The 20,269-nt window shown below is 71.1% G+C and carries 17 protein-coding genes; 7 read left to right on the forward strand and 10 right to left on the reverse strand.

The genetic code is table 11. The features are described 5' to 3' along the window. Positions 1-98: 98 nt before the first annotated feature. From ACZ7M2_RS37850 to ACZ7M2_RS37875, 6 genes are all read right to left on the reverse strand, one after another. A complete protein-coding gene (locus ACZ7M2_RS37850; RefSeq protein ID WP_471599123.1) occupies positions 99-1,442 on the reverse strand; it encodes an ABC transporter ATP-binding protein in 1,344 nt (447 codons plus the stop codon). 235 nt (positions 1,443-1,677) lie between these two features. Further along, positions 1,678-2,907 carry an MFS transporter gene (locus ACZ7M2_RS37855; protein ID WP_471599124.1) on the reverse strand — a complete coding sequence of 410 codons (1,230 nt, stop codon included), beginning with the start codon at positions 2,905-2,907 and terminating at the stop codon, positions 1,678-1,680. 155 nt (positions 2,908-3,062) lie between these two features. Further along, positions 3,063-4,487, reverse strand: a complete 1,425-nt coding sequence (locus tag ACZ7M2_RS37860) for a CitMHS family transporter (RefSeq protein WP_471599125.1) — start codon at positions 4,485-4,487, stop codon at positions 3,063-3,065. 154 nt (positions 4,488-4,641) lie between these two features. Beyond that, the gene (locus ACZ7M2_RS37865) at positions 4,642-6,900 is read right to left on the reverse strand and encodes a molybdopterin oxidoreductase family protein (protein ID WP_471599126.1); all 2,259 of its coding nucleotides are present in this window, start codon (positions 6,898-6,900) and stop codon (positions 4,642-4,644) included. A gap of 165 nt (positions 6,901-7,065) precedes the next feature. Next, positions 7,066-7,683, reverse strand: coding sequence for a TetR/AcrR family transcriptional regulator (locus ACZ7M2_RS37870; protein WP_471599127.1), 618 nt, complete (start codon positions 7,681-7,683; stop codon positions 7,066-7,068). Next, positions 7,680-8,327 carry a nuclear transport factor 2 family protein gene (locus ACZ7M2_RS37875; RefSeq protein ID WP_471599128.1) on the reverse strand — a complete coding sequence of 216 codons (648 nt, stop codon included), beginning with the start codon at positions 8,325-8,327 and terminating at the stop codon, positions 7,680-7,682. The genes ACZ7M2_RS37870 and ACZ7M2_RS37875 overlap by 4 nt, the downstream gene beginning before the upstream one ends. Before the next feature lie 201 nt (positions 8,328-8,528). Between ACZ7M2_RS37875 and hmgA the strand changes: the two genes are divergently transcribed. The 3 genes from hmgA to ACZ7M2_RS37890 are packed head-to-tail and all read left to right on the forward strand — an operon-like array spanning position 8,529 to position 11,888. Further along, positions 8,529-9,878 carry a homogentisate 1,2-dioxygenase gene (gene hmgA / locus ACZ7M2_RS37880; RefSeq protein WP_471599129.1) on the forward strand — a complete coding sequence of 450 codons (1,350 nt, stop codon included), beginning with the start codon at positions 8,529-8,531 and terminating at the stop codon, positions 9,876-9,878. Positions 9,879-9,906: 28 nt separating this feature from the next. Then, positions 9,907-10,656 (forward strand): GntR family transcriptional regulator, encoded by a 750-nt coding sequence (locus ACZ7M2_RS37885; protein WP_054231081.1) that lies wholly within the window; start codon positions 9,907-9,909, stop codon positions 10,654-10,656. Positions 10,657-10,697: 41 nt separating this feature from the next. Continuing rightward, positions 10,698-11,888 carry a type ISP restriction/modification enzyme gene (locus ACZ7M2_RS37890; RefSeq protein WP_471599130.1) on the forward strand — a complete coding sequence of 397 codons (1,191 nt, stop codon included), beginning with the start codon at positions 10,698-10,700 and terminating at the stop codon, positions 11,886-11,888. Between the two features lie 27 nt (positions 11,889-11,915). Here ACZ7M2_RS37890 and ACZ7M2_RS37895 read toward each other — a convergent pair whose 3' ends face one another. After that, positions 11,916-12,629: a TetR/AcrR family transcriptional regulator gene (locus tag ACZ7M2_RS37895; RefSeq protein WP_471599131.1), complete on the reverse strand. Its 714-nt coding sequence runs from the start codon at positions 12,627-12,629 to the stop codon at positions 11,916-11,918. A 64-nt stretch (positions 12,630-12,693) separates the two neighbouring features. Between ACZ7M2_RS37895 and ACZ7M2_RS37900 the strand changes: the two genes are divergently transcribed. Then, positions 12,694-13,662 carry an ATP-binding cassette domain-containing protein gene (locus ACZ7M2_RS37900; protein WP_471599132.1) on the forward strand — a complete coding sequence of 323 codons (969 nt, stop codon included), beginning with the start codon at positions 12,694-12,696 and terminating at the stop codon, positions 13,660-13,662. Beyond that, positions 13,659-14,441: an ABC transporter permease gene (locus tag ACZ7M2_RS37905; protein WP_471599133.1), complete on the forward strand. Its 783-nt coding sequence runs from the start codon at positions 13,659-13,661 to the stop codon at positions 14,439-14,441. The genes ACZ7M2_RS37900 and ACZ7M2_RS37905 overlap by 4 nt, the downstream gene beginning before the upstream one ends. A gap of 248 nt (positions 14,442-14,689) precedes the next feature. Here the strand turns inward: ACZ7M2_RS37905 and ACZ7M2_RS37910 are convergent, their stop codons facing one another. The 3 genes from ACZ7M2_RS37910 to ACZ7M2_RS37920 all read right to left on the reverse strand — a co-directional run bounded on the left by ACZ7M2_RS37910 (position 14,690) and on the right by ACZ7M2_RS37920 (position 16,743). Further along, positions 14,690-14,959 (reverse strand): hypothetical protein, encoded by a 270-nt coding sequence (locus ACZ7M2_RS37910; RefSeq protein WP_471599134.1) that lies wholly within the window; start codon positions 14,957-14,959, stop codon positions 14,690-14,692. 115 nt (positions 14,960-15,074) lie between these two features. Beyond that, positions 15,075-15,917, reverse strand: a complete 843-nt coding sequence (locus ACZ7M2_RS37915; RefSeq protein WP_471599135.1) for an anti-sigma factor — start codon at positions 15,915-15,917, stop codon at positions 15,075-15,077. Between the two features lie 283 nt (positions 15,918-16,200). Further along, the gene (locus ACZ7M2_RS37920; RefSeq protein ID WP_352050947.1) at positions 16,201-16,743 is read right to left on the reverse strand and encodes a sigma-70 family RNA polymerase sigma factor; all 543 of its coding nucleotides are present in this window, start codon (positions 16,741-16,743) and stop codon (positions 16,201-16,203) included. Between the two features lie 274 nt (positions 16,744-17,017). Here ACZ7M2_RS37920 and ACZ7M2_RS37925 point away from each other — a divergent pair, with 274 nt between their 5' ends. Both ACZ7M2_RS37925 and ACZ7M2_RS37930 read left to right on the forward strand, forming a co-directional pair. After that, complete coding sequence (locus tag ACZ7M2_RS37925; protein WP_471599136.1) at positions 17,018-18,541, forward strand: DUF4331 domain-containing protein; 1,524 nt, start codon at positions 17,018-17,020, stop codon at positions 18,539-18,541. Positions 18,542-18,680: 139 nt separating this feature from the next. Then, positions 18,681-20,237 carry a tetratricopeptide repeat protein gene (locus tag ACZ7M2_RS37930; RefSeq protein WP_471599137.1) on the forward strand — a complete coding sequence of 519 codons (1,557 nt, stop codon included), beginning with the start codon at positions 18,681-18,683 and terminating at the stop codon, positions 20,235-20,237. Positions 20,238-20,269 lie beyond the last annotated feature (32 nt).

Genomic DNA, 20,269 nt, shown 5'->3' on the forward strand with positions numbered 1-20,269 from the left:
GGGGGCGTACCGTCCGCCTCGCGGCGTCGTCCGACCCACAAACTAGCGGTGTTAGTTTTCAGGCGCCAGACGTCTTCCCGCGACTCACCCTGCTCAGCTCACTCGTCCAGGTCCGGCAGCCGCGCCGGAGCGGGGCAGATGCGTTCGCCGTGCCGGTCGAAGACGAACAGATGGGCGAGGTCGACGAGGAGGGGCACCTGCATGCCGTGACGGAGGTCGAAGTCGGGGGTGGTGCGGACCACCAGGTCGCCGGGGAGCCGGCCCTCCGGCGGTGTCTCGTCGTCGCGCGCGGGACCCACGTCGGCGGGGTCGCCGAGGTCGACCACCGGGCCGGCCCGCAGACCGGTGCGGCGGTCCCGGAGACGGTCGAGGAGCGAGCCCTCGCGACGGCGGCGCCTGACCGGGCGGACCGGGCGCGGTGCCTCCAGATCCGGGACGAACGCGGGCCGCGAGCCGGTGTTGAAGTGGACGAGCACCTCGTGCCCCTGGAACTCCACATGCTCGACGAGACCGCTGATCGCCACCTCGCCGGGCCGGGCCTCCGACGGCTTGGCCAGGCGGACGGCCTCGGAACGCAGCCCGACGATGACCTCGCGGCCCTGCTGCACCCGCAGCAACCGCTGATCCACCGACCAGGGCTCGCGCAGCGGCAGATACTGCTTGCCGAGGCTGATCGTCATGGCCCCGTCGAGCGGGGCCCGGACCAGGCCGCGCAGCAGATTGATGCGCGGGGTGCCGATGAAGGCGGCGACGAAGACGTTCGCGGGCAGCGCGTAGACCGTACGGGGTGTGCCCACTTGCTGGAGGACGCCGCCCCGCAGGATGGCGACCCGGTCGCCGAGCGACAGCGCCTCGGCCTGGTCGTGGGTGACGTACACCGTGGTGACACCCAACTTCCTGGTGAGCGAGGCGATCTCGGCGCGCAGGTGGTTGCGGAGCTTGGCGTCGAGGTTGGAGAGCGGCTCGTCCATCAGGAAGGCGGAAGGGTGGCGGGCGATCGCTCGGCCCATCGCCACGCGCTGGCGCTCGCCGCCCGACAACTGGTGAGGGAAACGTTCGAGGAGGTCCTCGATGCCGAGCATCCGGGCGGTGGCGTCGACACGCGGACGCGGGTCCTCGCCGGGGGCCTCGATGCGCAACGGGAAGCCGATGTTGTCGCGGCCCGTCATGCTCGGGTAGAGGGCGAAGTTCTGGAAGACCATCGCCATGTCCCGCTCGGACGGCGGCAGATCGCCCGCGTCCTCACCGTCGAGACGTACCTCGCCCTCAGTGGCGTTCTCCAGGCCGGCGATCATCCTGAGCACGGTCGACTTGCCGCAGCCGGAGGGACCGAGCAGGACGAGGAACTCGCCCGGCCGGATGTCCAGCGACAGCCGCTCCACCACGCGGACCCCGCGCGTATACGACTTGCTGACCTGGTGCAGGGAGATGGCGCGTGTCATGAAGGGTGCCCCCGGGGGCTCAAAGGGCGCTGTCGCTCCGCGGTCGAGACGCCCCGAGCGGGCCGCAAGGGACGTATGAGTCACGGAAGTTAACGGACCGCGACCACCCGGGGGAAGACACCCGGCGGGATCCGGCGTGTCGGTTCCCGCCCCTGTTCGGGCGCGGCGGAAACGGACGATCGCCTACCGGCCCGACGGACACGTCGCGGCACCCTCGTCGGGCCGGCCGGGAAGGTCAGATGTCGCTCTTGCGACGCAGGGGCACTCCGGCCCGTACCGGCTCGGCACGGCCTGCCGGCGCCTTCCTCGGCGAGCGCAGCGCGACCCCCGAGGACAGCACCAGCAGCGCGCCCAGCATCACGAACGGCGCGGCCACACCGGCGACCCCGGCGACCAGCCCCGCCGCGGCCGGGGCGGCCACCTGCCCGAGACGGTTGCCGGTAAGCCGCAGGGCCAGAGCCGTGGAGCGGGCCTCGACCGGGGCGGCCTGCACGACCGTCGTCATGGACAGCGGCTGGCCGACACCCAGACAGAAGCCGAGGACCAGCAACATCGCGGCCAGCACCCACACCGGCACGGGCAGCGCGAGACCCGCGCACAGCACACCCGCCACCAGACAGGTCACGGTGAGCAGCGCCGCCCTGCCCAGCAGTCGCAGCATCGGCGTCATGACCAGTCGGCAGGCGATGGTCGCCGCCGCACGCAGACTGAGCAGCAGACCGATCACGGACGGCGCGATGCCCCGGTGCTCGCCGACCACGGGCAGATACGCGGTCAGGATGTCCGTCGCGGACAGCACGGAGAGGCTGATGAGGATTCCGGCGGGTACGCCCCGGGCCCGCAGAATGCGGTGCACGGGCACACGGTCGCCCTGAGCCGTACGGGACTCGGCGGGCGTACGGTGCTCGATGCGCCAGAGCGAGGTGAACGACACCGCGGCGAGCGCACCCGCCACGAGCAGGGCCTGCGCGCTGCTGCCCGCCCTGTCCGGGCCCCCGATCAGAAGGCCCGCGACGATCGGCCCGACCAGTTGGCCCAAGGAGGCGCCGATGGTGAAATGGCCGAAGTTGCGGTCCTGTTCGTGCGGCGCGGACTGCCGGGCCACGATCGACTGGGCACCGATGACGAAGCAGAGGTGCCCCAGGCCCATCACCCCGCTCCAGGCAGCCATCGCCCCCAGCGAGTCCGCCGTACCGCTGAGCGCACAACCGCCCGCGATGAGGATGACCCCGACGGGCAGCAGCGGCGCACACCGTCCGTGGTCGGTACGGCGGCCCAGCGGTACGGCGGCGAAGAGGGGCAACAGGGCGTACACACCGGCGATCACACCGATGGCGCGTTCGTCGGCGCCCAGGGCAAGGGCCCGGTAGGAGACGGCGGGCCGGGCCATCGACACCGCCCCCTGCGCGAAGCCGAAGGCGATGACGAGGCGCAGCAGCCAGCCGCGGTTCCGACCGGGCCCCACGGGGACACCCCTCCATCCGATGACGGATTACAGATGACGGATTGCAGAGAACAGTTGGCAGATGACGGGTATCGACTGGCCGCTATCGACCGACAGATAACAGATGACGGTTTTCAGATAACAGATAACAGAAACTGTCAGTCGTCATCCGCCCGTCAGATGATGCCGAACAGGATCCCCGCCCCCAACACCACCAGCGAAGTCAGCGCCGCCCACTTCACCACGAACCTCGTGTGGTCTCCGAATTCGACCTTCGCCATGCCGACAAGGACGTATACGGCGGGCACCAGCGGGCTGGACATGTGCAGCGGCTGGCCGACGAGCGAGGCGCGGGCGATCTCCAGGGACGAGACTCCGTGTGCCTGGCCCGCTTCGGCGAGGACCGGGAGGACGCCGAAGTAGAAGCCGTCGTTCGACATGAAGTAGGTGAGCGGGATGCTGAGGACACCGGTGACGAGGGCCATGTGCGGGCCCATCCCGTCGGGGATGTTGGAGACCAGCCACTTGGACATGTGGTCGACCATGCCGGTGCCCTGGAGGACGCCGGTGAAGACGGCGGCGGCGAAGACCATGCCGGAGACGTTGAGGACGTTCTCGGCGTGGGCGCCGAGGCGGGCCTTCTGGTCGGGCATGTGGGGGAAGTTGACGGTGAGCGCGAGTGCGGCGCCGAGCAGGAAGAGGACCGGGATCGGCAGCCACTCCATGATCATGGCGGTGAGCAGCGTGACCGTGAGGAGCGCGTTGAACCAGTAGAGCTTGGGGCGCAGGGTGGCGCGGTGGGGGTCGAGACCCTGGAAGTCGTCGTCCTCTTCGGGCAGATCGGCGCCGGTTCCGGTGCCGGAGCCCGAACCACCCGTGCGCGCCGCCTTCTTCGTGAGGGTGGTGGCGCCGTCGCCGGAGGCGCCCGCACCCGTGCCGACGAGCACCGTCTCGGTCTCCGGCTCCAGGACCTCGTCCAGCGTCAGCACGCCGAGCCGCTTGCGCTCGCGGCGTCCGAGGACGTACGAGAGGGCGAAGACGCCGAGCAGGCCGACGGCGAGGGCCGGGATCATCGGGACGAAGATGTCGCTGGCGTCGAGTTTCAGCGCGGTCGCGGCGCGGGCCGTAGGGCCGCCCCAGGGGAGCGTGTTCATGACGCCGTTGGCCATGGCGGCGACGCCGGTCATCACGACCAGGCTCATCTTGAGGCGCTTGTACAGCGGGTACATCGCCGAGACCGTGATCATGAAGGTGGTCGAGCCGTCGCCGTCGAGGGAGACGATCGCGGCGAGGACCGCCGTGCCGACCACGATCCGCAGCGGGTCGGCCTTGCAGAACTTGAGGATCCCCCGGACGATCGGGTCGAAGAGACCGACGTCGATCATCACACCGAAGTAGACGATCGCGAACATCAGCATCGCCGCCGTGGGGGCGAGGCTGGTGACGCCGTCGATGACGTAGTCACCGAGCTTGGCGCCCTTTCCGACGAAGACACAGAAGAGTGCCGGGATCAGCACGAGCGCCGCGATCGGCGACATCTTCTTCAGCATGATCAGGACCAGGAAGGTCGCGATCATGGTGAAGCCGAGGATGGTCAGCATGAGTTGGATTACCTAACGTTCGCCCTTGAACTCCCACCAGGGACGGCGGTGCGATGACGTTAGGTCGCGCAAGATTGCGTTAACAAGATGTTGACACGCGAGCAATAAGCGCAAAACTCCAGGTCACAGGCTTGTCTCGGTGAGCGGAGGCCCGCTACGGGCACGCCGCGAGCTCCACCGGCACCCCGTTGAGCACCGCCGTACCCGACAGCGGGTCGAGGAGCGAGCCGTCGAGGAGCTGGTTGACGTTGACGCCCGGGTCGAGGGCCGCATGGCTCATCCGGGTGCCTGGGCGGTCGTGTCCCCAGCCGTGCGGCAGGCTCACCACCCCGCGTCGTACGGTGTCCGTGACCTCGGCCGCGGCGATCACTTCTCCCCCGGCGCCCTTGACGCGCACGGCCGCTCCGTCGGCGAGGCCGAGGCGTGCCGCGTCCTCGGGGTGGATGTGCAGGGTGCAGCGGTTGGTGCCGCCGGTGAGGGCCGGGACGTTGTGCATCCAGCTGTTGTTGGAGCGCAGATGGCGGCGGCCGACGAGGACGATCGCCGCCGGGCGCTCGCGCAGGGCGGCGCGCAGCCGGGGAAGATCGTCGACGATCGGTGCGGGCAGCAGCTCAATCCTTCCGCTGCGCGTCTTCAGTGGCCGCGGCAGACGCGGGCGCAGCGGTCCGAGGTCGATGCCGTGCGGGTGGGCAAGCAGTTTCTCCAGGCTCAGGCCGTCGGGCCGGGCGCCGAAGCCCTCGCCGTAAGGGCCGAGGCGCAGCATCATGTCGAGCCTGCGTTCGGGTCCGCTCTCGCCGGTGAGCCGCGTGGCGAGTTCCTTCGGGTCGCGTTCGTGGACGGGTCCGTGCGGGTCCTGGACGGCCTTGCCGAGGGTGGAGTCGATGACCATGGCGTCCACTGCGGACGGGTCGGCGCCGTGCATGCCGGTGACGGCGAGCACCAGCCGGGCGAGGATCTCGGTCTCGGCCATGCGGCCCGGTTCGAGGGGGACGGCGGGGCGGTTGTAGCGGACCTGGTTGCGTACCGCGAGGGTGTTGAAGGCGAAGTCGTGGTGGGCGCTCTGGGAGGGCGGGGGCGGCGGCAGCACGACGTCGGCGTGGCGTGCGGTCTCGTTCAGGTACGGGTCGACGCTGACCATGAAGTCGAGGGAGTCGAGGGCCTTGTCGAGGCGGTTGCCGTCGGGTGCCGACAGTACGGGGTTGGCGGCGATGGCGATGAGGGCGCGGACGGGGCTGCCCTCGGGTGTGGCGGTGTCGATCTCCTCGGCGAGTGCGGCGAGCGGGAGTTCGCCCTTGGCTTCGGGGTGGCGGCTCACCCGGCTGTGCCAGCGGCCGAGCGCGAAGCCGTGGCCGGGTCCGGCGGGGCGGGGGGTCTTGTCGGTGGCGGCCTGCGGGAAGAGGGCGCCGCCGGGGCGGTCGAGGTTGCCGGTGAGGATGTTGAGGACGTCGACGAGCCAGCTGGCGAGGGTGCCGTGCGGGACGGTGCAGCTGCCGATGCGGCCGTAGACGGCGGCGGTGGGGGCGGCGGCGAGTTCGCGGGCGAGCGCGCGGATGGTGTCGGCGTCCACGTCGCAGGCCTCGCCGGCAGCCTCGGGGGTGAAGTCCTGTACGGCGATGGCAAGTTCTTCGACGTCCTGGACGTGCGGGGCGAGGTCGCGCAGGTCGACGAGTTCCTCCTCGAAGAGGACGTACGTCATCGCGGCGAGCAGCAGGGCGTCGGTGCCGGGGCGGATGGTCACGTGGCGGTCGGCGAGTTTGGCGGTACGGGTGGTGCGCGGGTCGATGACCGTCAGGGTGCCGCCGCGGGCGCGCAGGGCCTTGAGCTTGCCGGGGAAGTCGGGGGCGGTGCACAGACTTCCGTTGGATTCCAGGGGGTTGGCGCCGATGAGGAGGAGGTGGTCGGTGTGGTCGAGGTCCGGGACCGGGATCGCGTTGGCGTCGCCGTAGAGCAGGCCGCTGGAGACGTGTTTGGGCATCTGGTCGAGCGTGGAGGCGGTGAAGACGTTGTGGGTGCGCAGTGCGGTGAGCAGGACGGGCGGGTAGAGGGCGCCGGCCATGGTGTGCACGTTCGGGTTGCCGAGGACGATGCCGAGGGCGTGTGGGCCGTGCTGCTCGACGATCGGGCCGAGGCCCGCCGCGATCGCGTCGAAGGCCTCTTGCCAGGTGGCCTCGCGCAGTTCGCCGTCCGTGCGGACGAGGGGGGTGCGCAGCCGGTCGGGGTCGCCGTCGGCCGCACCGAAGGAGGCGCCCTTGGGGCAGATGAACCCCTTGCTGAAGACGTCGTCGCGGTCGCCGCGGGCGCCGGTGACCCGGGTGCCCTCGATGGTGAGGGTCAGCCCGCAGGTGGCCTCGCAGAGGGGGCAGACGCGCAGGGCGGTGCGGGCGTCGGGGGTGGCGCCGGAGGTGCGGGACACGGGTCCTCCCGGAGGGCGGTGGCGGCGGTGGCACACGGACCGGGCCGAGCATACCGACCGGTACGGATGGGAGGGAGTGCTTTGCGGGGGTGAGGTCGGGAAATCGCGTGCCTCTCCCCCGGGTCCGCGCGCTTCGGCGGTGGAGCATGAGAGCGGTGGAGCGGTTCAGTCCAGAACCCTGGCCAGATACGCGCGCAGCAGCTCCCGCGCCTCCACGATGATCCGGTCGTCCCCCTCCGGGGCGATCCGGAAGGCCAGGTGGACCAGGCTGTCGGCGGCCTCCACAGCGACCAGGAAGGTGCGCCGGAGGTCCTCGTCGGGGGTGCGGTCGAGGTAGTCGGAGAGGAGGTCGGTGAGGCGGTCGGCGACGCGGGTGTTGGGCTCGGCGTCGCGGGTGCCGACAGGTATCTGGTTGCCGAAGTCGACGAGGGAGAAGCCGGGGGCGGTGCGCTTCATGGCGAGGTACTCGTCGAGTACGGCGTCCATGGCGGCGCGCCAGCCCTGTGCGCCTGTCGCGCGGAGGCGTTCGATGACGCGTTCGGTGTAGCGCTCGAGGTTGCGCTGGGCGAGTGCGTCGGCCATGGCGCGCTTGTTGCCGAAGAAGCGGTAGACGGAGCCGATGGGGACGCCCGCGCGCTGGGCCACGGCCCGGGTGCTCAGGGCGTCGTAGCCGACCTCGTCGAGGAGGTCGGCACAGGCGTCGAGGATCCTGGTCAGTCGTTCGGCGCTGCGCCGCTGAACGGGCGCGCGGCGCAGCGAGGTCGCTTGGGGCACAGGCTTCATGATGCCTTTCCGCCGGGATCCGGTGAACCTCCGGTGCCGGTACGGCCCGCGACGTCGTTTCCGTTCGGTGTCGATGTCGGTGTGGAGGCGGGGGTCGACGGGCTCGACGGGGGCGGCGAGGCGGCCGTCGACGGCTGGGCCGATGCGGCGGCCCCGGAGGCGGTGATGTCCGCCGTGCTCTCGACGGGCTTGCCGTGGACGGCCCACGCCGTGCGGTCGTCGGCGTACAGGCGCGCGGTGACGTGGTGGGTGCCGCGTGGGACCAGGATGTCGGCGAGGTGGTACTCGGCGGTGCGCAGGGTGGCGAGGGTCCGGCCGTCCAGGGACAGCAGCGCGACGCCGCGGCCGGCCACGGCTTCCGCCTTGGCGGCGGCGGGCGAGAAGCGGAAGCGGTGGACGGTCAGGCGGACGTCCCAGCCGTCGTCGGAGGCCGGTTGGACCTCGATGGCGACCTCGGGTGCGCTCTTCTTGTCGACCTCACGGTAGTGCCGTCCTTCTTTGTCCGTATCGTCCAGGATTTTGCCCACGGGTGAGGGCGACACCGCGTCCCTCCGCTCGTGTGCGGCGCCGGTGCCGCAGCCCGCCGATCCGCCGAGCAGGGCGCAGACCGCGAGCGCGGCGAGCACTCCACGCTTCCACGACATGCCGGGGACATTAGAACAACGCTCTGACAGGCGGATCCCCCTGGAGTCGGGTTCTTGGGCCGTACCGCCGGCCCTGGGATGTACTCCGCACGGAGGTTCCGTCGCCGCGCGTTCGTCGGCCACGCGCCTCGGTGTACCTCTTGCGCGCGAAAAAACTGAATCCTACGGTGAAGCATAGGAATCAGGCGCAAGGGAGCGATCATGAGCGGGGACGCGAGGAAGACGGCCGAGGGGCTGACCTACCTCACCGGATTCGGCAACGAACACAGCTCGGAGGCGCTCCCCGGGGCGCTGCCGCACGGCCGCAACGCGCCCCAGCGCGCCCCTCTCGGGCTGTACGCGGAGCAGCTGAGCGGTACGGCGTTCACGGAGCCGAGGGCGCACAACCGGCGTTCGTGGCTGTACCGGATCCGTCCCTCGGCCGCGCACCCCGCGTTCACGCGGACGGACAACGGGGCGCTGCGCTCGGCGCCCTTCACGGAGACCGAGCCCGACCCGAACAGGCTGCGCTGGAACCCGCTGCCGGAGCCGGCGCGGGGCACCGATTTCCTCGCGGGCCTGTGGACGCTGGGCGGCAACGGCGACGCGACCCAGCGCACCGGCATGGCCGTGCACCTGTATCACGCCGACTCCTCGATGGACCGCGTCTTCAGTGACGCCGACGGGGAGCTGCTGATCGTGCCGGAGCGGGGCGGGCTGCTGCTGCGAACCGAGTTCGGGCTGCTGCACGTGGAGCCGGGCGGGGTGGCGCTGATTCCCCGTGGGGTCCGCTTCCGGGTGGAGCTGCTGGACGCCGCGTCCGAGGGCGGGCAGAGCCCGGCGGCCCGCGGCTATGTGTGCGAGAACTACGGGGCGCCCTTCCAGTTGCCCGACCTCGGCCCGATCGGCGCCAACGGACTCGCCAACGCGCGGGACTTCCTCGCTCCCGTCGCCGCGTACGAGGATGTCGAGGGCCCGGTGGAGGTGGTCAACAAGTTCTGCGGCAACCTCTGGACGGCGACGTACGACCACTCGCCGCTGGATGTCGTCGCCTGGCACGGCAACCATGTGCCGTACGTCTACGACCTGCGCCGTTTCAATGTGATCGGCACGATCAGCTACGACCACCCGGATCCGTCGATCTTCACGGTGCTGACCTCGCCGAGCGACACCCCGGGCCTCGCCGGGGTCGACTTCGTGGTGTTCGCGCCGCGCTGGCTGGTGGGCGAGGACACCTTCCGGCCGCCGTACTTCCACCGGAACGTGATGAGCGAGTACATGGGGCTCATCGAGGGGGCGTACGACGCGAAGACCTCCGGTCCAGGGGGTTTCGTTCCGGGGGGCGGTTCGCTGCACAACATGATGTCGGCGCACGGGCCGGACCGGGAGACCTTCGACCGGGCCAGCGCCGCCGAGCTGCGGCCGCAGAAGATCGACGACGGGCTGGCGTTCATGTTCGAGACCCGGTGGCCGGTGACCGCCACGGCGCAGGCGGCGCACGCGGATCATCTGCAGCGCGGGTACGACGACGTGTGGCGGGGCCTCCAGCGGCATTTCGGCCCGTTGCACTGAGCGTCGGCGACCGGTACGGATATCCCTCGTGACCTCCTTCGCCCCGGACTCGATCGTCCTGAACCGCAAACTCCCGCTCTGGTACCAGGTGTCGCAGTCCCTGCGCGCCTCGATACTCGGGCGCTCGCCCCAGGAACCGCTGCGCCTGCCGACCGAGGAGCGGTTGGCGGGCCACTACGGGGTGAGTGTGCTCACCATGCGGCAGGCGCTCAAGGAGCTGGAGGACGAGGGACTGATCACCCGCCATCGGCGGCGGGGCACGTTCATCGAGCCGAGCGCGCAACGGGGCGCTCCGGTGCGGTTGCTGGGCTCGGTGGACACGATCGTCGCTCAGCAGTCGGGCATGACGACCGAGCTGCTGGACCACGGGAGCGTGCCGGTGCCGGCCGAACTCGCCGAGTACTTCCCGGATCTGGCCGAGGTGGGGACGTACCACCGGCTGCGCGGCGACGAGAAGACCGGTGAGCCGACGAACCACGCGCGCAACTACGTCCGTCCCGAACTGGCCGCGCGGATCGACCCGCAGGACCTGGTGCGCTGGCCCATGACCAAGGTGCTGCGGGACGTGGTGGGTGTGCGCATCAGCCGGATCACCGACACGGTGGAGGCGCGGCTCGCGGATCCGGAGACGGCCCGGCTGCTCCAGGTGCCGCTGCTCAGCCCGATCCTGCACTACACGGGCATCGTGCACGGCGAGGACGGCCGCGCCCTGGACGTGGCCCGCATCCACTACCGCGGTGACCGCTTCTCCTTCACGGTCACCCTCGACGCCCACTGACGATGGCGTACGAGACCGGTGCGCGGCGCCCACGTCGTACGATGCCGGGCGTGACGCACGACGACGCTCCGCTGCTCGCGGACCTCATGCCGTGGTCCGTCGCACCGCCGAGGCTGGGCCGGGGGTGGCCGACGGCGCCCGACGCGGCGTCCCTGAAGGCGCGCTGGGACACGCTGATGAAGGCCGAGGGGCCGGCCCGCGAGGCCTTGTTCGGCCCGACGCGCTCGCGCACCACGCACTCGGCCGTCGGACAGCTGCCGGGGCAGGCCGGCGGGACGGCCCGGCTGGAGCGGGAGTCGGGACCCTGTCCGGAGCCGGTCCGCGTCCTGCACGGCCCCTTCGACGAGCAGTGGCTGATCCCGGACCACCGGCTGATCGACGCGGCGCGCCCCGAGTTGTGGCGGGTGGCCGACGAGCGGCAGATGTTCGTGGTGGAGCAGACGGCGGTGCCGGACACGTCGGGGCCGGTGCTGCTGGTCGCGTCCGTGCTGCCGCTGAGCGCCGGTCGTGGCGGCCGTGTCCGCCCCCTCCACCGGCGCCCCGGGGGCCGCGAACCGAATCTGGCGCCCGGCCTGTTGGAGCACCTCGGCACTCGCCTCGGCCACTCCCCCGACCCCGTCGACGTCCTCGCCTGGACGGTCGCGGTCGCTCGGTCGGGCCGTGACGGGTGTGCCGTCCCGCTCACCGCGGACCCGCAGGCGTGGGCACACGGCGTCGGGCTGGGGCGCCGGATGCTGTGGCTGATGCGCCGCGACGGCGAGCGCCCCAAGCTCCCCGGGGGCCGCCGCCCCTACGTCCGCGCCCCGCTCCCGTCGCGCCCCGTCGACGTGCGCTACGACCGCGACGAGGAGGCCCTCCTCCTCGACGAGGGCCGCATCTCGCCCGTGCCGCCGGAGGCCTGGGACTTCGAGGTGGGCGGAGTGCGCGTCCTGGAGCAGTGGTTCGCGGCCAGGACCGACGCGGTGGAACCACCCGAGCCGGGCACTCTGGAGGCGATCCGGACCGTTGGCTGGCCGCAGGCCTGGACGTCCGAGCTGCTGGAAATCGTCACGGTACTGACACTGCTCGCGGAACTCCGCCCCCAGCCTGCCGAGTTGACGACCGGCACGCCGATCACGCGGACCGAGCTGCGCGAGGCGGGCGTGCTGCCGGTTCCGAAGGCGGCGCACCGGCCCGCGTCCGTCCTCGATCATCACGAAGAGGGCCCAGAAGGGCAGTTCGCGCTCATCTGACCCCGTAGGTCCGACAGCCGCGTAGATCTACCCCTTCGGTTCGAACGCGTCCAGCATCCGTCTCAGCGCCCGCTCGAACACCGCCTCCAGGTCGATCGGGCCCGCGTCCTCGGTGAAGGCGGCCGCCATCCGCGGATACGCGCCGGTCGCGATCCGGCTGCCGAGGTAGGCGCTCCGCATCGCCTGCTCCTGCTCCGCGGACCAGGGCAGCGAGCGGGTGCGCTCGGCGGTGGCCAGTTCGTTGCCGACGTACGTCGTCACCACGCCGTTGAGCATCGCGATCAGCTCCATCTTCGTGCCGTACGACGCGTCCAGCGGGTCGAGGCAGACGAGGCAGTGCTCCAGGTAGCGCAGGGCGTTGGGGCTGAAGCCGTAGACCGGGGACATCAGGCGCGGCAGCCACGGGTGGCGGTGCATGAGGGCACGGGTCTGATGGGCGACCCGGAGCATGTCGGCGCGCCAGTCGCCCGTCGGCTCCCAGGAGTCGTGCTCACCGCTGATGGCGTCAACCATCAGCTCGTACAGGTCCTCCTTGCGCGGGACGTAGTTGTACAGCGACATCGTGCCGCAGCCCAGCTCGGTGGCCACATGCCGCATCGAGACCGCGTCGAGCCCGTCCGCGTCCGCGATCCGCACCGCGGCGGACGCGATGTCCGCCCGGCTGTAGGCCGCCCGCGGACCACGACCCGCGCGCTCGGGGCGGGCCCAGATCACTTCGGGTACGGCACTGCGCCCTGTCATGTCGTCGATCACCTCGCCACCATCCTAGTTACGTACAGCGTACGTAGTGCGCTATGGTCGCCCCATGACAACTACGTACGCCGTACTTAGTGAAGGTCTGGAGAAGAGCTTCGCCACCAAGGGGGAGGTCGTCCACGCGGTGCGCGGGCTCGATCTCGCGGTGGCCGAGGGCACCGTCTGCGGGGTGCTCGGACCGAACGGCACGGGCAAGACCACGGCGGTGCGCCTGCTCACCACGCTGCTGCGACCCGACGCGGGGTCCGCGCGGGTCGCCGGGCACGACCTCGTACGGGAGGCGGCCGCGGTGCGCGGCGCCATCGGGGTCACCGGGCAGTACGCCTCCGTCGACGGCGACCTCACCGGCCGGGAGAACCTGCGGCTGTTCGCGCGGCTGCACCGGATGCGGGACGCCGCGGCACGCGCCGGTGAACTCCTCGAACGCTTCGGGCTCGCCGAGGCCGCCGACCGGCCCGCGTCCACCTACTCGGGCGGTATGCGGCGCCGCCTCGACCTCGCGGCGAGCCTGATCCGCCGCCCCGAGGTGCTCTTCCTCGACGAACCCACCACCGGGCTCGATCCGGCCAGCCGCAACCAGATCTGGGAGGCCGTGCGCGCCCTGCGGGGCGAGGGCACGACCGTGGTGCTGACCACGCAGTACCTGGAGGAGGCCGACCGGCTCGCCGACGACATCGCGCTCGTGGACCACGGCCGGGTCGCGCACACCGGATCACCCGCCGAACTCAAGGCGCTCATCGGCTCGTACGCGGAGGTCGTCGTCGCGCACACCGACGCGATGCCCGGCGCGGCGGCCGTGCTCGACCGGCTCACCGGCTCCGAACCGGCGTTCGCCCCGGAGCGGCACGCGGTCGGGGCGGTGACCACCGATCCGACACTGACCCTGCCCCGGCTCGTCCGTGAACTCGACGCCGCGGGGGTGCCACTGCTCGACGCGAGCCTGCGCCCGCCGACGCTCGACGACGTCTTCCTGCGCCTCACCGGAGGCCGCACCGACCGCAAGGAGCTTGTGACATGAGCACGTTGGCGTACGACGGGACCGCGATGCTGGGGCGCCACCTGCGGCGGATCCGGCACAATCCCGGGCTGCTGATCCTCACCCAGTCCATGCCGATCACGATGCTGCTGTTCTTCGGCTATGTCTTCGGCAGCGCCCTCGCGACACCCGGACAGGAGTACCGCGCCTTCCTGCTGCCGGGACTGCTGGTGGCGACCGCCGCCAACGGAATCATGACCGGCATGTTCCAGGCCGCCCAGGACTCGCACCGGGGCGTGATGGACCGCTTCCGCACCCTGCCGATGAGCCGGGCCGCCGTGCCGCTCGGACAGGCGCTCGCGGACCTCGTGGTCACCGCCGTGGGCACGGTGCCGCTGATGCTGGTCGGGCTGGCCGTGGGCTGGCGGATCGAGGGGTCGGCGCTCCGGGCGGTGGCCGGCGTCGGACTCCTGCTGCTCTTCCGGTTCGCGACGACATGGATCGGCATCGTGCTGGGGCTCGCCTCACAGAGCGAGGAGGCGGCCGGGCAACTGGGCGGCGCGACATTCATCCTGCCGCTGCTGTCGAACGCGTACATCCCCACCGACAACCTGCCCGGCTGGCTGCGCACGGTGGCCGAGTGGAATCCCATCAGCGCGGTGACCACGGCACTGCGGGACCTCTTCGGGAACGCACCGGTGCCGGACGAGGGGGCCTGGCCGGTGACGCATCCGGTGGCCGGGGCGCTGACCTGGTGCGCCGTCATTCTCGCGGTGTTCGTGCCGCTCGCCGTGCGCCGGTACGCGACCGGGGCGCGATGAACCCCAACGGGGGCTCGGACATCCGGGGTTGACGACGACCGAGGGCCGGGAGGAGGGGAAGACGAGAGCCATCGCGCGCCGCCGGGTGGGAACGAGGCGCACGAAATGACGAACGGGGGTGCACCCGCGCTCCGGGAACACACCGGGGCGGCGCTGCGTGCCGTGGGGACGACGGGCGGCGAGAACGCAGCGCTTACGCCGGGGCGGTGTGGTCGCCCGAGCGCGGGTTCGAGTACCGCGCGACCGTACTAGTGGCCGCCGAACAGCGAACGACGCAGCCGCTTCAGGGGGGCGAAGAGCGAGACCCGCCGTACGCGCGCGCCCCTCCCGCTGCTGTCGCGCGCGGTGTCACGCGCGGTGAGCTCACGCATCAGCGAAGTCGCCTCGGCCGTCTCGCGCTGCGGGACGGCAGGGCCGCCCAGCACCGCCAGATGGCGGTCGAGGCGCGAACTGGTCGCGCTGCTCCCGCAGGTGATCGCAGGGACACGTGCCCTGCTGCGCACTGTTATCTGTTCCATGTCTCTCCCCACCCGTACGAGTCCACCCGGCCCGGGCAGGCTAACCCTATCGCTCCCGCGTGGCACTCGTGTATCACGGTGGCAGGATTCACCTTCCCCGTAAGGGTGTTGACGGTTACTCTCCGAATCCAACCGATTTCAGGGCGAGTTGCGCAACTGGCGTGGTGGTGGGCTGTGCCGAGCCCCCCTGCGGCTCGACGGTGACAGCGAGTGACGTGGCGTTGGTGTTCAGTCCGTCGGCGATCAAGGGCGTGTCGCCCTCGAAGAGCCCGAGGGAGCGCGGTTGCACGTTGGGGCGCATGAGCCACAACTGGTGCACGCGCCCCCCTGACGGAGTGGCAAGTCCGCTCAAGGTCACGACGGCGCGCCGCTCCGATGCGGAGGCGACCACTCCGATTCCGCGGCCCTGTGCATCCCGGTCGCTCGTCGCCCGGGCGTCGGGGGCCGCCAGAACGTGGGCGATCTCACGTGCCTGGGCCCGCTCCTGGTCCAGCTTGTCCTGGGTCTGTGTCGCCTGCACCGCGAAGAGGGACGCCACGACGAGCGCCGCGGCGGCGGTGGCGGTGGCGAGCGGGGCGAGCAGCGACCGGAAGCGCGGAGTCCGGCCGCGCGCCGCGGGCCCGTGCGCCGCGGGCCCGTGCGCCGCGCGCCCACGGGGCACTCCGTTCGGCAACGCCTGCGACGGGTGGGCGGGGTGCGACGGGTCCGGCGCCTCTTGAGGAGTCGTGCGTACGGCGGTCAGGACCCGGTCGCGCAGGGCGGCCGGGGCGGGTGCCGTGGTGGACCAGGCGAGCCGGACCGCGTCCTCGCCCAGCTCCCGCACCTCGGCCGCGCACCGGGGGCAGCCCTGCAGATGACGCTCGAACCGACGGCGTTCGTCGGGTTCCAGCGCGTCGAGGGCGTAGGGGGCGGCGAGCGAGTGCAGATCGCGGCGCAGCAGACGGTCGAGGACGCTCATACGACGCCTCCCTGGGGGTGCGGGGCGCGGCTGGGCAGTTCCAGGGCGCGGATACGGGGGTGTCGGGAGCCGGGGGAAAGGCGCCGCGGGTGTGGAGCACGGCCCTGGCGAGCGAACTCGGGGTCCGGCACGGCAGGCCGGGAGATGAACTCTTGATCCGGCGCGGCCGACTGACGGGCGAACTCTTGAACCAGCGCCGCAGACCGATGGGCGAACTCTCGATCCGGCGCCGCAGGCTGACGGGCCGGCACGCCGTCCCCGTGGCGCGGTGTTCGACGCGCGCTCATGCCACACCCCCCAGGCAGTGGCGCAACCGTGTCAGTCCGTCGCGCATCCGTGTCTTGACCGTGCCGAGCGGCAGGGAGAGGCGTTCGGCGACTTCGCGATAGGTGTAGCCGTCGTAGTAGGCGAGGGTGACGGACTGCCGTTGCAAAGTGGTCAGCCGCTCCAGGCAGCGGCGCACCCACTCGCGTTCGAGCCCGGCCTCCACCTCCTCGGCGACCTGGTCGAAGGCGGGATGATGGGCGCGCTGCCCCTCGCGCTGCTCGCGTTCGGTGGCCGCGCGGGCGCTGCGGACCCGGTCGACGGCCCGGCGGTGCGCGAGGGTGAGGATCCAGGACAGGGCACTGCCCCGGCCGGGGTCGAACCGCGCGGCGGAGCGCCAGAGTTCGAGCAACACCTCCTGGGCCACCTCCTCCGACTGGGCCGCGTCCCGCACCACACGGCGTACGAGTCCGAACACGGGCCCGGACACCTGTCCGTACAGCTCCTCGAATGCCTTCTGGTCGCCTCCGGCCACGAGCACCAGAAGTTCGTCCGCCTCCACTCGTTCCCCCCTCTCCGGCCGCGCGCGGCCTGTCCCTGCACCTACATGTTCGCAGCGCGAGCGCCTCCGGATGGGTTACGGATCACGACAGTCAAAACGCGGGTCGGTTGCCAAAGAGTGATGAGGGGTCTCTGAGAACGCCGTGAAAGAAACCGGCCCGACGATGAAACGAGCCGCGAAACCCGCCGTAAGAACGTTTGGGATTCGACCAATCCACCCCGGCGACCGCTCCGAATGGCGTGCGTCAGGCAATTGGGAACTGAGGACGGACGGCATGACACCTATCTCCAGGAGTGGCTTGGGACGCAGGAGTCTCGCGACCCTCGTCTGCGGTGCGCTGGCTGCCGGGGGGCTCGTAGCCGCCGGCGTAGCCGCGCTGGACCCCGGGGCGGCCTCCGCCTCCAGTCACCGGGAGGCCCCGCTCATCTCGGGCACTCCCCAGTACGACAACACCGACCTGTACGCCTTCGTCAGCCCGGACAAGCCGGACACAACGACGGTCATCGCGAACTTCATACCCTTCGAGGAGCCGGCCGGCGGGCCGAACTTCTACACGTTCGCCGACGACGCCCAGTACGACATCCACATCGACAACAACGGTGACGCGCAGAGCGAGCTGGTGTACCGGTACACCTTCAAGACGCACCGCAAGAACGGCGACACGTTCCTCTACAACACGGGCCCGGTCAACAGCCTCGACGACCCGGACCTGAACATCACGCAGACCTACGACATCGATCTGCTGCGACTGCACAACCAGAAGCTGGTCTCCAAGACGAAGGTCGCGGACGACATCCCGGTCGCGCCGTCGAACGTCGGCAAGGCGTCGATGCCGGACTACACGAAGCTGCGCAACCAGGCCGTGTACAAGCTCGCGGGCGACTCGACGACCTTCGCCGGCCAGGCGGACGACCCGTTCTTCGCCGATCTGCGGGTCTTCGACCTGCTGTACGGCGGCAACCTGTCCGAGGTCGGGCGTGACACGCTCAAGGGCTACAACGTCAACACGCTGGCCCTGCAGGTGCCCAACTACATGATCCAGGAGTCGTCGCACCAGCCGATCGTCGGCATCTGGTCCACCGTCCAGCGCAAGGACGCCCGCGGTTACTACACGCAGGTCTCGCGTCTGGGCAGCCCGCTGGTCAACGAGGTCGTCAACCCGCAGAAGGACAAGGACAAGTTCAACGCGTCCTCGCCCTGGGACGACGCGCAGTTCCTGAAGAACGTGACCAACCCGGAACTGCCCAAGCTCATCGAGGCGATCTACAAGATCAAGGCGCCCGCCGAGCCGCGCAACGACCTGGTCGACGTGTTCCTGAAGGGCGTGAAGGGCCTCAACCAGCCGCCCAAGGTGCGCCCGGCGGAGGAGCTGCGACTCAACACCTCGATCAAGCCCAGCATGCACCCCAAGCGGCTCGGTGTGCTCGACGGCGACAACGCGGGCTTCCCGAACGGGCGTCGGCTCGCCGACGACGTGATCGACGCTTCGCTGCGGGTCGTCGAGGGCGAGCTCCTCGGCCAGAAGACCGGCCTGTCGGACTCGGTCGACAAGAACGACAAGAGCTTCGAGAAGTCGTTCCCCTACGTGGCCGAGCCCACCTCGGGTTCACGCGGACCGCTGGCGAAGGGCGCCGGAAGCAACGTCAAGAACCAGCTGGGTGACGCCCTGCAGACGGGCTCCGGCAGCACGAACATCATGCTGATCGCGGGCTCCGCGGCGGCGGGCGTGGCCGGGGTCCTGCTGATCGGCGCCGGCGTCATGTGGTGGCGCCGCCGCATGTACAACCGGGCCTACTGACCGGCCCTGCCGACCGGGCCCCTTGACCGGGCCCGGTCCACCGACTGGCGCGGCCCGCACCCCACCACCCCCCACACCGCGGGCCGCGCCGCCCCACCCCCACGACGACCGTTCACCCCCAGGACTTTGAGGAGAGGGCATGTCCCCGCGTACGAACGAGGGCGCGCCGGAGGGCGAGCCCGACGAGGTGACGACGGCCGCCGACGAACAGGGGCCTGGGCGGAGCGCCCCTTCAGGGGCGCGGGGAACTGCGCGACCAGCCAAGGCCGGTCCGCCGCCTCCACAGGACGCTGGTGCCCCCGAACCCGAGGAAGACCTGCCCGTGGCCGACGAACGCGTCGCCGCCGTCCGGCGGGTATCCGCCTCGACACGTCGCTGGCGGGCGGTCCAACTCGGCCTCTGCGCCGCCTCGTTGGCCCTCGCTCTCACCGCCGGGGCCGTGATCGTCGGGGCTCTGCGGGACGGCTCGGGCACCGCGGTCGCCGCCACGACCGGCGCCGTGTCACCGGAGTTGCTGGCCGGCGGGAACCTCGACGCCAGCATCACCTCGCTGCAGGCCCATCTCCGCACCCAGCCCAAGGACTTCGACAGCTGGGCCACCCTCGGACTCGCCTACGTCGAGCAGGCCCGCACCAAGGGCGACCCCTCCCGCTACCCCCAGGCGCAGCAGGCACTGGACCGCTCCCTGAAGCTGCGTCCCGACAACGAGTCGGCGCTCGCCGGCCGTGCCGCCCTCGCCGCGGCGCGGCACGACTTCACCGGCGCCCTGACCTACGCGGACAAGGTGCTGAAGGAGAACCCGTACAGCGAGCGCGCCCTCTCCTCCCGTATCGACGCGCTCGTCGAACTCGGCCGCTACGCCGACGCCTCGAAGGCCGCCGACCTGGCCGACTCGCGCCGACCGGGCGTCCCCGTCTTCACCCGGTACGCCTACGTCCACGAGCTGCGCGGCGATGTGAAGACCGCCCGCCGCGTCCTTCAGCAGGCACTCGGCACGGCGACGAGCCGGGGCGACGTCTCCTACGTGGCGGCGGCGCTCGGCCAACTCGCCTGGAACCAGGGCGACTACGACTCCGCGCTGAAGTACTACGCCCGAGCCCTGGCCGCCGACGACAGTTACCTCCCCGCTCTCGAGGGCCGCGCCCGCGCCCAGGCCGCGCTGGGCGACCAGGCGGCGGCGATCAAGGGCATGGAACAGGTCGTGGAGCGCTATCCGCTCCCCCAACCGCTCGTCGAACTGGGTGAGTTGTACGAGGCGCGCGGCCGGGCCGGCGACGCACAGAAGGCCCACGACCAGTACGCCCTGGTGACCGCCTGGGTCTCGCTGGCCCACTCCTACGGTGTCAACGCCGATCTGGACACCGCCCTCGCCGCCGCCGACCACGGCAACCGGGGGGACGCGCTCAAGGCGGCCCGCGCCGAGTGGGCGCGCCGCCACACCGTGCACACCGCGGACGCGCTCGCCTGGGCGCTGCACGTCAACGGCCGCGACAAGGAAGCTCTGCCGTACGCCCGTCAGGCCACGGTCACCGGCTACCGCAACGCGTCCTTCCTCTACCACCGCGGCATGATCGAGCGCGCCACCGGTCATGAGAAGGAGGCCCACGCCTCGCTGAAGTCGGCCCTCGACCTGAACGCGGGCTTCTCACCCCTGGGTGCCCGTGCGGCCCGCGAGGCTCTGGGGGAGGCCAAGTGAAGCCCCTTCGCACGCGCGGCCGGCGGGCGAAG

This window comes from Streptomyces sp. NPDC111507 (genome assembly GCF_055638955.1).

Coding starts and splice junctions, on each gene's coding strand:
- ACZ7M2_RS37850 (WP_471599123.1), bottom strand. CDS start 1,442: ATGACACGCGCCATCTCCCTGCACCAGGTCAGCAAGTCGTATACGCGC.
- ACZ7M2_RS37860 (WP_471599125.1), bottom strand. CDS start 4,487: ATGCTGACCATCCTCGGCTTCACCATGATCGCGACCTTCCTGGTCCTG.
- ACZ7M2_RS37870 (WP_471599127.1), bottom strand. CDS start 7,683: ATGAAGCCTGTGCCCCAAGCGACCTCGCTGCGCCGCGCGCCCGTTCAG.
- ACZ7M2_RS37875 (WP_471599128.1), bottom strand. CDS start 8,327: ATGTCGTGGAAGCGTGGAGTGCTCGCCGCGCTCGCGGTCTGCGCCCTG.
- hmgA (WP_471599129.1), top strand. CDS start 8,529: ATGAGCGGGGACGCGAGGAAGACGGCCGAGGGGCTGACCTACCTCACC.
- ACZ7M2_RS37890 (WP_471599130.1), top strand. CDS start 10,698: ATGCCGGGCGTGACGCACGACGACGCTCCGCTGCTCGCGGACCTCATG.
- ACZ7M2_RS37895 (WP_471599131.1), bottom strand. CDS start 12,629: ATGACAGGGCGCAGTGCCGTACCCGAAGTGATCTGGGCCCGCCCCGAG.
- ACZ7M2_RS37900 (WP_471599132.1), top strand. CDS start 12,694: ATGACAACTACGTACGCCGTACTTAGTGAAGGTCTGGAGAAGAGCTTC.
- ACZ7M2_RS37905 (WP_471599133.1), top strand. CDS start 13,659: ATGAGCACGTTGGCGTACGACGGGACCGCGATGCTGGGGCGCCACCTG.
- ACZ7M2_RS37910 (WP_471599134.1), bottom strand. CDS start 14,959: ATGGAACAGATAACAGTGCGCAGCAGGGCACGTGTCCCTGCGATCACC.
- ACZ7M2_RS37915 (WP_471599135.1), bottom strand. CDS start 15,917: ATGAGCGTCCTCGACCGTCTGCTGCGCCGCGATCTGCACTCGCTCGCC.
- ACZ7M2_RS37925 (WP_471599136.1), top strand. CDS start 17,018: ATGACACCTATCTCCAGGAGTGGCTTGGGACGCAGGAGTCTCGCGACC.
- ACZ7M2_RS37930 (WP_471599137.1), top strand. CDS start 18,681: ATGTCCCCGCGTACGAACGAGGGCGCGCCGGAGGGCGAGCCCGACGAG.